This is a genomic window from Devosia sp. Root413D1 (genome assembly GCF_001425235.1).
Classification (GTDB): Bacteria; Pseudomonadota; Alphaproteobacteria; order Rhizobiales; family Devosiaceae; genus Devosia_A.
Window position 1 is genome coordinate 75,170 of sequence record NZ_LMEA01000007.1, and the last position, 13,569, is coordinate 88,738.

Annotated in this window: 16 protein-coding genes; 9 read left to right on the top strand and 7 right to left on the bottom strand. The window is 64.5% G+C overall.

Annotation, left to right across the window (positions count from 1 at the left end; translation table 11 throughout):
- Window positions 1-49 precede the first annotated feature (49 nt).
- From ASC89_RS05235 to ASC89_RS05260, 6 genes are all read left to right on the top strand, one after another.
- Window positions 50-1,006 (top strand): carbohydrate ABC transporter permease, encoded by a 957-nt coding sequence (locus ASC89_RS05235; protein WP_082528073.1) that lies wholly within the window; start codon window positions 50-52, stop codon window positions 1,004-1,006.
- Complete coding sequence (locus ASC89_RS05240; RefSeq protein ID WP_055878726.1) at window positions 1,006-1,926, top strand: carbohydrate ABC transporter permease; 921 nt, start codon at window positions 1,006-1,008, stop codon at window positions 1,924-1,926. Before ASC89_RS05235 ends, ASC89_RS05240 begins: the two co-directional genes overlap by 1 nt.
- Window positions 1,927-1,932: 6 nt before the next feature.
- Window positions 1,933-3,009, top strand: coding sequence for an ABC transporter ATP-binding protein (locus ASC89_RS05245; protein ID WP_055995497.1), 1,077 nt, complete (start codon window positions 1,933-1,935; stop codon window positions 3,007-3,009).
- A gap of 229 nt (window positions 3,010-3,238) precedes the next feature.
- Window positions 3,239-3,994 carry a sugar phosphate isomerase/epimerase family protein gene (locus ASC89_RS05250; protein ID WP_407065060.1) on the top strand — a complete coding sequence of 252 codons (756 nt, stop codon included), beginning with the start codon at window positions 3,239-3,241 and terminating at the stop codon, window positions 3,992-3,994.
- Between the two features lie 13 nt (window positions 3,995-4,007).
- Window positions 4,008-4,751: a sugar phosphate isomerase/epimerase family protein gene (locus ASC89_RS05255; protein WP_407065057.1), complete on the top strand. Its 744-nt coding sequence runs from the start codon at window positions 4,008-4,010 to the stop codon at window positions 4,749-4,751.
- Between the two features lie 4 nt (window positions 4,752-4,755).
- On the top strand, window positions 4,756-5,898 hold the full coding sequence (locus ASC89_RS05260; protein ID WP_055878715.1) for a Gfo/Idh/MocA family protein: 1,143 nt from the start codon (window positions 4,756-4,758) through the stop codon (window positions 5,896-5,898).
- A 235-nt stretch (window positions 5,899-6,133) separates the two neighbouring features.
- Here the strand turns inward: ASC89_RS05260 and ASC89_RS05265 are convergent, their stop codons facing one another.
- From ASC89_RS05265 to ASC89_RS28395, 3 genes are read right to left on the bottom strand one after another with little or no spacing between them, the layout of a single operon-like run.
- The gene (locus tag ASC89_RS05265; protein WP_055878713.1) at window positions 6,134-6,403 is read right to left on the bottom strand and encodes a hypothetical protein; all 270 of its coding nucleotides are present in this window, start codon (window positions 6,401-6,403) and stop codon (window positions 6,134-6,136) included.
- Window positions 6,404-6,414: 11 nt separating this feature from the next.
- Window positions 6,415-6,981, bottom strand: coding sequence for a DUF924 family protein (locus ASC89_RS05270; RefSeq protein ID WP_244488402.1), 567 nt, complete (start codon window positions 6,979-6,981; stop codon window positions 6,415-6,417).
- Complete coding sequence (locus ASC89_RS28395; RefSeq protein ID WP_156384515.1) at window positions 6,978-7,118, bottom strand: hypothetical protein; 141 nt, start codon at window positions 7,116-7,118, stop codon at window positions 6,978-6,980. Before ASC89_RS28395 ends, ASC89_RS05270 begins: the two co-directional genes overlap by 4 nt.
- Window positions 7,119-7,202: 84 nt before the next feature.
- Between ASC89_RS28395 and ASC89_RS05275 the strand changes: the two genes are divergently transcribed.
- The 3 genes from ASC89_RS05275 (at window position 7,203) to ASC89_RS05285 (ending at window position 10,732) form a co-directional block, all read left to right on the top strand.
- Entirely contained in the window at window positions 7,203-8,153 is a 951-nt protein-coding gene (locus ASC89_RS05275) for a LysR family transcriptional regulator (protein WP_055878710.1), read from the top strand.
- A gap of 200 nt (window positions 8,154-8,353) precedes the next feature.
- Entirely contained in the window at window positions 8,354-9,409 is a 1,056-nt protein-coding gene (locus tag ASC89_RS05280) for a sugar phosphate isomerase/epimerase (protein ID WP_055878707.1), read from the top strand.
- A 171-nt stretch (window positions 9,410-9,580) separates the two neighbouring features.
- The gene (locus ASC89_RS05285; protein WP_055878706.1) at window positions 9,581-10,732 is read left to right on the top strand and encodes a Gfo/Idh/MocA family protein; all 1,152 of its coding nucleotides are present in this window, start codon (window positions 9,581-9,583) and stop codon (window positions 10,730-10,732) included.
- A 175-nt stretch (window positions 10,733-10,907) separates the two neighbouring features.
- On the opposite strand, the gene ASC89_RS05290 is transcribed toward ASC89_RS05285, so the two are convergent.
- From ASC89_RS05290 to ASC89_RS05305, 4 genes are read right to left on the bottom strand one after another with little or no spacing between them, the layout of a single operon-like run.
- Window positions 10,908-11,642: a sulfite exporter TauE/SafE family protein gene (locus ASC89_RS05290; RefSeq protein WP_162247906.1), complete on the bottom strand. Its 735-nt coding sequence runs from the start codon at window positions 11,640-11,642 to the stop codon at window positions 10,908-10,910.
- Between the two features lie 13 nt (window positions 11,643-11,655).
- On the bottom strand, window positions 11,656-12,594 hold the full coding sequence (locus ASC89_RS05295) for a TraB/GumN family protein (protein WP_055995500.1): 939 nt from the start codon (window positions 12,592-12,594) through the stop codon (window positions 11,656-11,658).
- Window positions 12,595-12,606: 12 nt separating this feature from the next.
- Window positions 12,607-12,912, bottom strand: coding sequence for an ETC complex I subunit (locus tag ASC89_RS05300; RefSeq protein ID WP_055995503.1), 306 nt, complete (start codon window positions 12,910-12,912; stop codon window positions 12,607-12,609).
- 31 nt (window positions 12,913-12,943) lie between these two features.
- Window positions 12,944-13,564: a HutD family protein gene (locus tag ASC89_RS05305; RefSeq protein ID WP_055995506.1), complete on the bottom strand. Its 621-nt coding sequence runs from the start codon at window positions 13,562-13,564 to the stop codon at window positions 12,944-12,946.
- Between the last annotated feature and the right edge of the window lie 5 nt (window positions 13,565-13,569).

Below are 13,569 nucleotides of genomic sequence, written 5' to 3' on the forward strand. Positions count from 1 at the left end.
TGGGCAGGGGATCCGGTGCCGGTTGTTTCAACAACGCGGGGAGTGAACCATGACCCAGATCGCCGAACCGGGCGAGCGAGCGGCGCCTGGTTTTGCCGGCACAGCAGCGGAGCACAAACCGCGCACGCGCCGGAAATTCAACATTCAGTCAGTGCTGGGCACCACGCCGATGATCGTCACGGCGGTCGGGGTGTTCGTGATCTGCATCATCTTTTCGATCATCTGGTCGTTCACCAATTCCAAGTTGTTCCCGAACTTCAACTTCATTGGCCTGGCTCAGTACGAGCGGCTGTGGGCGAACGATCGGTGGAACATCTCGGTCCGCAACCTCGCCGTGTTCGGCGTGTTGTCGATCGGCGTCAGCATGGTGTTCGGCTACCTGCTCGCGGTCTTCATGGATCAGCGCATCAAGCAGGAAGATCTGTTCCGCTCGATTTTCCTCTATCCGTTCGCCATGTCGCTGGTCGTTACCGGCCTCGTCTGGCAGTGGATGTTCGACCCCAATCTCGGCATCCAGTCCGCCGTACGCCAGCTTGGCTGGACGAACTTCGAGTTCGCGCCGCTGGTAAAGCAGGAGACTGCGCTCTACGGCCTCGTGCTCGGCGGGTTGTGGAACGGCGTCGGGGTGACCATGGCCATTCTGCTGGCGGGCCTCCGCGGTGTCGACTCCGAGATCTGGAAGGCCGCCAAGGTTGATGGCATCCCGACCTGGAAGACCTACCTGTTCATCGTGTTGCCGATGATGAAAGGCGCCGTAGCGACCGCCTTCATCCTGCAGATGACCGGCATCGTGCGCGTCTTCGACATTGTCATCGCCATGACCCAGGGCGGACCGGGCGTTTCGACCCAGATGCCGGCCGTCTACGTCATCCAGCACATCACCGACCGCGTGAACGTCGGCCAGGGTATGGCCGCCGCGACGATGATGTTGTTGCCGGTCATGCTTCTCATCGCCGTGCAGTACCTGCTGCGCTGGAACGCAAATCGCAAGGCGGGCAGGGCATAATGACCACTGAAGCCATCTCACCGGGCCTTTCTGCCGGCACGCTCTCCGGACCGCGCGGCCCCAAGCCCAAGACCGTCACCATCGGACGGATCGGCGTCTACGCCTTCCTCATCATCTCGGCCGTCTTCTTCCTGATGCCGCTTTGGGTGATGATCGTGACGTCGCTGAAGACGATGCCGGAAATCCGCGAAGGGCACCTGTTCAACTGGCCGGCGCTCCTCACCTTCGACCCGTGGCTCAAAGCCTGGGACACCGCCTGTACCGGCCGCGACTGCAACGGCCTGAAGCCTGGCTTCTGGAACTCGGTGAAGATCACTGCGCTCTCGGTGCCGGTCTCTATCGTCATCGCCATGATCAACGGCTACGCCCTGAGCTTCTGGAAGTACAAGGGTTCCGAGCTGCTGTTCGGCATCCTGATCTTCGGCGCCTTCGTGCCGTTTCAGGTGGTGATCTATCCGCTGATCATCGGGCTCTCGAAGGTGGGGCTGTTCGCGACGCTCCCGGGCATCGTGGTCGTCCATACCATCTTCGGCATGCCGATCCTGACGCTGCTCTACCGCAACTTCTTCGCCTCGCTGCCGATCGAGCTGTTCAAGGCAGGCCGCGTTGACGGGGCAGGGTTCTGGGGCATCTTCTTCCGCATCATGCTGCCGATGTCGGTGCCGATCACCATCGTCGCCATCATCCTGCAGGTTACCGGCATCTGGAACGACTTCCTGTTCGGCACGGTCTTCGCCGGCCGCGAGAACATGCCGATGACGGTGCAGCTCAACAACATCGTCACCACCACGACCGGTACCCGCGAATACAACGTGAACATGGCTGCAACCATCCTCACGGCAGCGGTTCCGCTGGTGGTCTATTTCATCTCGGGTAAATGGTTCGTCCGCGGCATCGCCGCCGGTGCGGTGAAGGGGTAATCCTCAATGACGACTAGCGTTTCCATCAAGGATCTCAGCCTCAACTTCGGTAATGTGAAGGTCCTCGAGTCTCTCGATCTCGAGGTCGCACAGGGCGAGTTCATCGTGCTGCTCGGGCCTTCGGGCTGCGGCAAGTCCACGCTGCTGAACTGCATTGCTGGCCTGCTCGATGTTTCCGACGGGCAGATCTTCATTTCCGGCAAGAACGTCACCTGGGACGAGCCCAAGGACCGTGGCATCGGCATGGTGTTCCAGTCCTACGCGCTCTACCCGCAGATGACGGTCGAAAAGAACCTGTCGTTCGGCCTGCGCGTTGCCCGCATGCCGAAGGCCGAGGTCGATGCCCGCGTCAAGCGCGCCTCGGAAATCCTGCAGATCGAGCCGCTCTTGCAGCGCAAGCCCGTCGAACTCTCCGGCGGCCAGCGCCAGCGTGTCGCCATCGGCCGCGCCCTGGTGCGCGATGTCGATGTGTTCCTGTTCGACGAGCCGCTTTCCAACCTCGATGCCAAGCTCCGCAACGACCTGCGCATCGAGATCAAGCGGCTGCACGCCCGGCTCAAGAACACCATGATCTACGTCACGCACGACCAGATCGAGGCGATGACCCTGGCCGACCGCATCGCCATCATGAAGAATGGCGTGATCCAGCAGCTGGCCGACCCGCACACCATCTACAACAGGCCGGTCAACCTGTTCGTCGCCGGCTTCATCGGCTCGCCCTCGATGAATTTCATCAAGGGCGATCTCAGTGGCACTACGCTCAGCGTCGATGGCCAGGCCAACATCCCGCTTGGCAACTACCAGTTCGCCAACCAGACCAATGGCGCATCGATCCTCGGCATTCGGCCCGAGCACATCGCTGTCGGCGAGGAAGCGCGGAAAATGCCGGTGCAGATGGAATCGGAGATCGAGATCGTCGAGCCGATGGGTGCCGATACCGTCGCCTGGACCAAGATCGCCGGGCAGTCGCTCACCTTCCGCGCTGCCGCCGAAGTACATCTCGAGCCGGGCCAGAAGGTCCTGATCGGTTTCGATCCGGGTCGTGGTTCCGTCTTCAACGCAGCGAGCGGCAACCGCATCTGACCTTTCGGCTCATTGAGCTTACCGGACGCGTAGCGGCCCGCCGAACGGGCTGCTACGAACCGCGATAAATCAGCACTGCGCCGCCCCGGCAACGACCGGGGCGGTGGCTTTACGGAGCGCTTTCAGGAAGAGTTGCAGACTTTTCCGGGGTCGAAAGCGCGACAAACCGAGGATCGAGTGCATCTCACCGTTTCAGCGAAACGGAGAAGTGCACGAGTGGAGGAGACATCTGTTGGACTTTTCTTTTCAGCTCTACAGCGCGCGGAATTTCCCGCCGCTGGACAGCGTGCTCGGGCGTCTCGCCAAACTCGGCTACAAGCAGGTCGAGGGTTTTGGCGGGCTCTATGCCGAGCCCGATAGCCTCGCCGCATCGTTGAAGCAGCACGGCCTCACCATGCCGACCGGCCATTTCGGCCTCGCCCAGCTCAAGGATACCGAGGCCGCGCTGAAGATCGCAGAAACGCTCGGCATGAGGTTCCTCTATTGCCCGGCGGTCCCCAAGGAGGAGCGCGAGGCAGGGCAGGGCGACAGCAAGTGGATCGAGCTCGGCGAGACCCTCGCCAAGCTCGGCGAAGCCTTCCGCCGACGCGGTTTCGGTTTCGGCTGGCACAACCATGATTTCGAGTTCCGCCCCACCGCCACCGGCAAGCTGCCGATGGACCTCATCCTCGACACCGCGCCCAACAATGATTGGGAAATGGATGTCGCCTGGGTGGTGAAGGGCGGCCAGGATCCGATCGAGTGGATCAAGAAGCATGGCCGCCGCATCAACGCCGTGCACGTCAAGGACATCGCTCCCGCCGGGGAGAATGCCAACGAAGACGGCTGGGCCGATGTCGGCCATGGCACGCTCGACTGGCCGGCGCTCTCGGACGCCGTCAAAGCCCACACCAACGCCCGCTATTGGGTGATGGAACACGACAACCCCGCCGACGTCGACCGCTTCGCATCCCGTTCGATCGCCGCCGTCACCGCCTGGAAGTGAAAGAGGCCACATAATGGATATCGGTTTTCAGCTGTTCAGCGCCCGCAATTACCCGCTCGCGGACGTGCTCAAGAAGGTCGCCGCGCTCGGCTACACCCACGTTGAGGGTTACGGTTCGCTCTACACCGACCCGCAGGCGCTGAAGGCGCAGCTCGATGCCAACGGCCTCACCATGCCGACCGCGCATGTGAGCCTCGGCGACCTCGAGGATACTTCGAAGACCCTGAAGCTCGCTGAGACGCTCGGCATCAAGGTCGTCGTCTGCCCTTGGCTCGCCCCCACCGATCGGCCCACCTCGGCTGATGGCTGGAAGAAGTTCGGCGACCGGCTGCAGAAGATCGGCAAGCCCTTCCAGGATGCCGGCCTCACCTTCGGCTACCACAACCACGAGTTCGAGTTCATCTCGTATGACGGCAAATACGCCATGGACTGGCTGCTCGAGGCCGCCCCGGCCGTGAACGTCGAGGCCGACGTCGCCTGGATCGTCCGCGGCAAGGCCGACCCTGCGACCTGGCTGCCCAAGTTCGGCGATCGCATCGTCGCCGTACACGTCAAGGATATCGCGCCAGCCGGCCAGAACGCCGATGAAGATGGCTGGGCCGATGCCGGCCAGGGCGTCGTGCCGTGGAAGACGCTGTGGCCGATCATCCGCACTGAGACCAAGGCGCAGTACTTCGTCGCCGAGCACGATAACCCCAATGACATCGACCGCTTTGCTTCGCGCTCGATCACCTTCATCAAGACTCTCGGAGCCTAAGATCATGGCAAAGACCTATGGCGTCGGCATCATGGGTGCCGGCAACATCTCGTCCGCCTACCTGCGCCTCGCGCCGCTGTTCAGGAACCTCGAAGTCCGCGCCATCGCCGACATCATTCCCGAGGCCGCACAGAAGCGGGCAGGGGAGTACAATGTCGCGGCGCAGACCCCCGATGAGCTGCTGAAGAACTCCGAGATCGACGTGATCGTGAACCTCACGATCCCCTCGACCCACTTCTCGATTTCGAAGGACATCCTCTCGGCCGGCAAGCACGCCTATTCCGAGAAGCCGTTCGTCCTCAGCGTCGAAGAGGGCATTCAGCTCAAGGCACTGGCCGAGGAGCACAAGCTCAAGGTCGGCTCCGCGCCCGATACCTTCCTCGGCGGCGCGCATCAGCAGGCCCGCTCGATCATCGACTCGGGCAAGCTCGGCAAGATCGCCTCGGGCACCATGCACGTACTGAGCCGCGGCATGGAGCACTGGCATCCCAACCCGGATTTCTTCTTCCAGCCCGGCGGGGGGCCGATCCTCGATCTCGGCCCTTACTACATCACCGACCTGATCAGCCTCGTCGGTCCGATCAAGCGCGTCACCGCGTTCACCGGCTCGGCCCGGGCCGAGCGTGAGGTGACCACCGAGGGCTCGCCGTTCAAGGGCACGTTCATCAAGGTCGGCACCCCGACCACGATCCACGCCATCCTCGAATTCCACTCGGGCGCCATCATCACCCTGGGCGCCAGCTGGGACGTTTCCAGCCATGGCCACCATAATATCGAGCTCTACGGCACCGAAGGTTCGGTCTATGTGCCCGATCCGAACTTCTTCAACGGCGACGTGACCATCACCGATCGCGCCGGCACCAAGGAGAAGGTGACCCCTTGGGATCACCCGTTCGGCAAGGCCAACCAGGATCTCGACAAGCCCAACCCGCGCGCCAACTACCGCAATGCCGGCCTGAGCGACATGATGGACTCGATCGAGACCGGCAAGAAGGCGCGCTGCGATCTCGATGTGGCGCTGCATGCCGTCGACGTCATGACCTCGATCCTCCGTGCCGGCGAAACCGGCCAGGTGATCACGCTGCAGACCACCTGCGAGCGCCCTGCCGCCCTCGGCATCGAAGAAGCCCGCGCCCTGCTGCGCTGAGCCCTTGTCGCCATCCAGTGTTGAAGAGGCCCGGGTGTCACCCGGGCCTCTTTCGTTCGGCGATCACCAGTCACCACCGACCCCGGTCCCAACCACCAAGTCATTCCCGCGAAAGCGGGAACCTCCGTTTTCGCGCCCACGGCACGATCGCAGACGGAGATCCCTGGCCGTCGAGGCGGAGTAGGGCGGGGGAGGGCTCGGTGCGACCCGAACCGTCACCTCGCGGCTTGCCGCCTCAGCGCCGCACCAGCGTGTGCAACGACTCGAACCGTGCCTTGGGTTGGATACCCTTGGGCAGGTTGGGTGCGACGTGCTGGGCAAAGAAGCGCCCTGCATCTTCGCGGCTCTCCCACACCTCCACGATCCGCCAGCCGCCCTCGGTGGCGTGGGCCGAGTGCATCAGGAAGCCCTGGGCGTCCGCATAGTGCGGCTGCACGGTTTCGAGCACCCGCTCATAGCCTTCGACGCTCTGGCCTGCGACGTCCGAAATCATCATGATTGCCATGTTTGTCTCCTTCAGCCTGAGAACCCGCCATTGCGCAGGAATTCTTCCTCGGCGCCGGTGGCCTCGCGGCCAAGGATCGGGTTGCGGTGGGGGAAGCGCCCGAACTGCTCGATCACTGCCCGGTACTTTCTCGCGTGATCGGTATAGGGCGAGCCCATGTGTTCCAGCAGCTCGCCGCCGCGCACGTGGTCGGCCAGGCTCTCGGAATGGCCGAACGGGATGTACATGAACAACCTGAGCTCGAGATCGATCATCAGGTCTTGACCCCAACTGGTCGCCAGCATCGCGATGCGCCGCGCATGGGTGTCGGTGGCGTAAGCCTTGGGCGTGCCGCGGAAGGCATTGCGGGGGAACTGGTCGAGCAGGATGAGCAGTGCCAGTGAACCGCGCGCCGTACCGGTCCAATGGTCGAGTTGCCCCTTGGCGGCGAGCTCATAGAGCGCGATGTAGCTCTCGGTGAACAGCGCATCGAAGGCGGCGTCCTTGGCGAACCACAGCTCGCGCCCCGCCTTGCGCCAGAATGCGATCAGCTGCAGCGCCTCGTCGGGTGTCTCGTTGGAGAACTGAGCCAGCATCATTTCCCACTCTCCTCGCGCGCCGCCGACGGTGTGGTGGGTGCCGGCAAGCGAAGCGTCGTGGGCGGTGTGCGCTTCGGCTTCGAGATATTGTGGCGCGCGGCCCAGCGGTCGCCGATCATCATGAAGGTCAGGTACATCAGAGAAAGTCCTCAGGTTGCCCACCCGCGGCGTCGGGATGCCCGATTGCCGGGTCGTGAATCCAGTGATATGAATGCATCGATATGCTGCACCAGATTGATCTATCTCGTACCGACCTGAATCTGCTCGTGCTTTTCGAAGTCGTGCTGCAGGAGCTGCATGTCGGCAGGGCTGCGCAGCGTCTCAACCTATCGCCCTCGGCGGTCAGCCACGGCCTCGGCCGGCTACGCGCACAGCTCAATGATCCGTTGTTTCTCAAGACCCCGCGCGGCGTTGTGCCCACCGAGCGAGCCCTCGGTCTGGCCGAGCCGATCGCCGAAATTCTGGCGCGGGTCCGGCAGGTGGTTTCGTCGGCCGAACCTTTCGATCCGCGGACGTCGCGCCGCCGCTTCATGATCGGCTCGCCCGACGGAAGCGCCATTGCGCCGCTGCCGGCTCTGCTCGCTGAGCTCTCGGCAAAGGCGCCGGGCATCGATATCGGCACACGGCAGATCATGCCGGACGTCAGCCGCGCCCGACCATGGGAGGCCGTGTTCGAGGAACTGGACTCCCGCAGTGTCGATCTCGCCGCGGTAACCTTCGGCGAGGTGCCGTCCCGGTTCGTGTCGCGCCCGCTCTACCACGGCGACTTCGCCGTCGTTGCCCGCCAGGGCCACCCGTTCCTCGACGATCCCTCACTCGATGCCTATTGCGCAGCCAACCACGTCATGGTCTCGGCGCGGGGCGATGTCGGCAGCTACACCAGCGACGTACTAGCCGGGCTCGGCCGCAGCCGCCGGGTGCAACTCACCGTGACGCACTTCATCGTGGCGCTTGCCGCCATCGCTGAAACCGACCTCATCGGCACCATCCCGGTGCCTGTGGTCAGTGCCTATGCCCGCCGCTTCGGCCTCGGCACCGCGCCGGTGCCGTTCGACCAGGGCGATCCCAGCTTCGTCCATCTGGTCGCGCCGCGCGCCGGCCTGATGGATGCGGGTCTGGTCTGGTTGATGGATACCATCGAGCGTTTGGTGCTCGAGAGCCTCGGGCCCTGAGCAGAGGCCGCAAAACCCTGCTGGTTTCCGTTCGCCGTCACCTTGACAGTTCCGAGCCGAGCATGAAGGTAGCTGCCGACATGTCAGCGGCGGCCCGGCTCAACCCATCTCTCGAACCATTGGCGGGCAGGGCGTCCCACTGACTTGAGGTACGTGCACAAGCGACGGCGGAACCGCGCCGTTCCAAGGGAGGTATTCTGATGCGCACCATCAAAGGGCCGGCGATTTTCCTCGCCCAGTTCGCGGGCGACAAGGCCCCGTTCGACACGCTCGACCACATCTGTGCCTGGGCGGCCGACCTCGGCTACAAGGGCGTGCAGATCCCGACCTGGCTGACCCATTTCGTCGACGTCGAGAAGGCAGCGACCTCCAAGACCTATGCCGACGAGGTGAAGGGCACCGTTCAGAGCCACGGCCTCGAGATCGCCGAGCTCGCCAGCCACATCATCGGCCAGCTCGTCGCCGTGCACCCGGCCTATGACACGCTCTCCGACGGCTTCGCCATCCCGGAAGTGCGCGGCAATCCGAAGGCGCGGCAGGAATGGGCGGTAAAGCACCTCAAGGCTTGCGCCGCGGCATCGAAGAACCTCGGCCTCAAGGCGCACGCTACCTTCTCCGGTGCGCTGGCCTGGCCCTACCTCTATCCGTTCCCGCAGCGTCCGGCCGGTCTGGTCGAAGAGGCCTTCGATGAGCTGGCCCGGCGCTGGACCCCGATCCTCGACGAGTTCGACAGGCACGGCGTCGACGTCTGCTACGAGATCCACCCGAGCGAGGACCTGTTCGACGGCGCGACCTATGAGATGTTCCTCGAGCGGGTGAACAACCACCCGCGCGCCAACCTGCTCTATGATCCCAGCCACTTCGTGCTGCAGCAGCTCGACTACCTGCAGTACATCGATTTCTATCACGAGCGGATCCGGATGTTCCACGTCAAGGACGCCGAGTTCAACCCGACCGGCCGGCAGGGTGTCTATGGCGGCTTCCAGTCCTGGGTGAACCGGGCAGGGCGCTTCCGCTCGCTCGGCGATGGCCAGGTGGATTTCGCCGGTATTTTCTCGAAGCTCAGCGCCTACGGTTTCGACGGCTGGGCGGTGCTCGAGTGGGAATGCGCCATCAAGTCGGCGGAGCAGGGCGCGGCCGAGGGCGCGCCGTTCATCCAGAGCCACATCATCAATGTCACCGAGAAGGCGTTTGACGACTTCGCCGCGTCGGGCACCGACAAGGCGGCCAACCGCAAGATTCTCGGTCTGAGCTAAGCACTGGGGCAACCCCACACGCGGTGTCATCCCGGCGCAGACCGGGATCCATCCTGAGATATCTCTCACCCACACGGTGAGCTGAAGCAGCTCAGGATGGGCCCCAGCCTTCGCCGGGGTGACGCGGTGGGTGGGGTGACATCCCGTCAATGGAACTGAGGGAGTAAGAAAATGGCAGAGAACGGCGCTCCGCGCATTCGCCTGGGCATGGTCGGTGGCGGCACCGGTGCTTTCATCGGCTACGTCCACCGTGTCGCCGCTCGCATCGACGGCGATTATGAACTGGTCGCTGGCGCCCTGTCGTCCAACGCGGCAACGGCGCTCGAGAGCGGCAAGAACCTCGGCCTCGCCGAGGACCGCATCTACACTTCGTACGAGGAAATGGCCGCCAGGGAATCCGCCCGCAAGGACGGTATCCAGGCGGTCTCCATCGTTACGCCCAACCACGTGCATTTCGGCCCAGCCAAGGCCTTCCTCGAGGCCGGCATCCACGTCATCTGCGACAAGCCGCTGACCTCGACGCTGGACGATGCGCGAGCGCTGGCGGCAATCAAGCCCAAGAAGGGTGCAAAATTCCTCCTCACCCACAACTACACCGGCTATCCGCTGGTGCGGCAGGCGCGTGAGCTGGTGAAATCCGGGGCCCTGGGCAAGATCCGCGTCGTGCAGGTGGAATACCCGCAGGACTGGCTGACCAATGCCGCCGACCCCGGCAACAAGCAGGCGTCCTGGCGTACCGACCCCAAGCGCTCCGGCGCCGGCGGCGCCATCGGCGATATCGGCACCCACGCCTATAACCTCGCGCGCTTCGTCACCGGGCTGAAGACCGAGGCGGTCAGCGCCGAGCTCACCAGCTTCGTCAAGGGGCGTAAGCTCGATGACGACGTGCAGATCAAGCTCAGGTTCCAGGGCGGCGCCAAGGGCATGCTGTGGGCCAGCCAGGTCGCCGTGGGCTCGGAGAACGGCCTGCAGCTGCGCGTCTATGGCGAAAAGGCCGGCCTCGAGTGGCGGCAGGATAACCCGAACTACATGTGGTTCACCGAGTTCGGCAAACCCAAGCAGTTGCTGACCCGCGGCGGCGCCATCTCCGCTCCGCCCGCTGCCGCGATGAACGTCCGCATCCCGGGCGGGCACCCGGAGGGCTATCTCGAGGCTTTCGCCACGCTCTACAGCCAGTTCGCCCAGGTGATCCGCGGCGAAGGTAAGGATGTCGCCGGGCTGCTCCCCAGCCTTGCCGACGGCGTCGAAGGCATGGAGTTCATCATGGCCTCCGTCGCCTCGTCGAAGGCCGACGGCAAGTGGACCAAGCTCAGCGAGGTTTGAGCCGGGCGTTATCGAGATCGCGGCCCCACCCCACCCTTAATCCCTCCCCATCAAGGGGAGGGAAGGGCGATAGAACCGAAATGCCGGTAATGGCGTCTCCCTCCCCTCAGGGCGCTACCGCGTCCCCTTGTGGGGAGGGATCAAGGGTGGGGGGCCACAGCCGCGATGCTGGCCGTTACACCCAAGCCACCACCGCCCCCCAGATCAGCACCAGCCCTGACGCGGTCAGCCCGACCAGCACAACGCGTCGAAACCCCACTGTCGTCAGCCGCTTGAACACCAGCACGCCGAGGATGGCGAACGGCACCAGCACCACGCCGGTCAGTGCCAGGGCGCCGAGCATCTCGGCTTCGAGCGTCCCGGCGATCAGGTAGACGGTCAGCGTTGCCGTGTGCATGGCGATATTGAAGCCCTGCAGCACGCCGCGCTGCTCGTCCTTGCTCCAGCCGCGCAGTGTCGTCCACAGCGTCGGTACCGGACCCGAGATTGCCGCCATGCCGCCGAGCACTCCGCCGATCCAGCCGATTGCCGTGTCGGCCACCCCTCCGCCCCAACTGAACCGGAGGTCGGGCCGCAGCAGCAGCATCAGTGGGCAATAGGCGACAAGGAACAGCCCTAGTCCGAACTTGAACAGATTTGGGTCGGCCGCACCTACCAACTGCGCACCGATCGGCACGCCGATCAGTCCGCCGATGATGAACGGCAGCGCCGCCTTCGCGCTGAAGCCGCGCCACACGAAGGGCAGCGTCACCAGTTGCCCGACCAGCGAACCGAACACCGACAGCACCACCGCCAGCCGGGGATCGACGCCCCATGCCCACACCGACAGCGCCACCAGCGCGAAGGCAAAGCCGGAAACGCCCTGCGCAAACCCGGCCAAAGCCGCGCCGACGGCGATCAACACCAGCATCTGGTCCATCGTGCTACCGGCGCCTGTTCGGCCGGCCGGTCGCGCTGGCGGGCGCCACCGAACGATCCATCCGCTCGACCTTGAATCCTGCTTCGCCGAGCAGTGTTGGCACGCCGACCGGGCCGGCGAGGTGTCCCGCGCCGACCACGATCATGGCGTCCTCGTTGTTCGCCAGCATCTCAGCGATCTCGGTGGTCCAGCGGCGGTTACGATCGCCCAGCATGCGCCGATAGGTCGGCGAGTCGACCGGCCCGAGCGCCGCATTCATCGTGCGCGCCAGCGCTTCGACGTCGCCGGCGTGCCACAGGTCGGCCAAGGCGCCCAGGCCCTGGTCGGGGCTGTCGGTCGCCGCAATGGTGCGCATCAGCGAGCTGACCTGTTCGGCATCGGGCAGTCCTGCGAACAGCCGGAACTGCGTTTCCGCTGTTTCCAGCTCGCGCCGCCGGTCCTCGACAATCTCGTCGAGCAGCACCAGCTCGACGCCGGCCTGCTGCGTCATCGCGCTTTCGCCACCACCGCCTGCCGAAAGGCTCATGCTCATCAGCGTCAGGTCCGCCATCCATGGCCGCATCGGCTCGATCAGGTCGCGCAGCAAGCCGTGCTCATCGAGGAAGGCCTGCAGCGTGTCCTGCTGTTCGCCGGTCAGGTAGTCGCTGAGCTGCCGCCCGTCCCGGTTCATGCCATAGAGCATCGATAGTCGGGTAAACGTGGCGTAGGCGTCCACGTCCAGCACCATCTCGAAATAGACGTGCTCGGCCTCGGCGAGCGCCGCGTCGAAGCGCGGCGTGCGCCAGTCCCGGTCCTTGTCGAGAATGTGGATGGAGCCGAACAGCCAGACGGAGCTGTCGGCATCGCTGACCCGCCACAGGGCAGGGGCCGCCAGCGCTGCGGCGGGAGCGAGCCCGGCCAGCAACGACAGCAGCAACAGGGTGCGGCGGAGGAATGCCCTCATCGCCGCAGTCCCTTAATGGGTCCAGGGCGTTTTGCGATCGGAGCGGAAATTGTCCGAGTAGGCGGTGCGCTTCACCGTCGGCTTGTGATCGGGCAGCACCTGGTAGGCGATGCCGTTCTTGTGCGCATAGGCCTCGGCCTCTTCGAGGGTGTCGAAGGTGAGGCGAATCTGCGCACGCGTATCGGTGCTCGAGGTGTAGCCCATCAGGGGCTCGATTTCGCGCGGGGCGGTCGGCTCATGCACCAGGATCCATTCCTTGGACTTGCCCCGGCCGGACTGCATGGCATTGGGCGCAGGCCGGTAGATTCGTGCCGTCATCGTTACTTCGAGTCCTGTTGTCCGAATTGGACTAACTCATAGGGGTTTCTGGGCGCTCTTTCGAGTCCTTCTGTTCCCCTCGGGATCGGAAGAACTCGATCAGGTAAGTCGGAGCGTCGGGCTCCGGGCGGACGGTGATGCGCTGTCCAGGCGCGATGCCCACGAGTGCATCGAACCGGTCGGCTGCAAGCGGGTCGCCCAGCCCTTCGACAACCGTCCTGCCGCCAAACACCACCACCGTTTCGGCGGCCACCCCTGCGATGGAGAAGGTGCCATTCTGATGCAACCGACGCATCCTATGCGTGAACCACCCACGCCGCGTCATCGCATTGAGGTCGGTCGTCTCGCCGTCCATGACGCTGGCATGCACTGGCGCTTCGCCGGCGAACGAGAACGGTTCACTGTCGTCGGTCACGGGGACCGTCCGATCGGGCAGTCGCAGCGCGATGCCGCGTCCGGCCAGAACGGCAATCGTCCGGTCGGTCCCGACAAAGCTCGAGAACGGGCCGTCGGCATTGACCGTGGCGATGCTGAGGCGCCACAGGAAGTCGGACCCGGCGCCGGCGTCGCGGCGGGCGGCAACCTCGCGGGTAACGCCGCCGCCGTTTCGCCAGGGGACGACCGCCAGGTCCTCGAACCGCGTGAGCCGCATAGCGT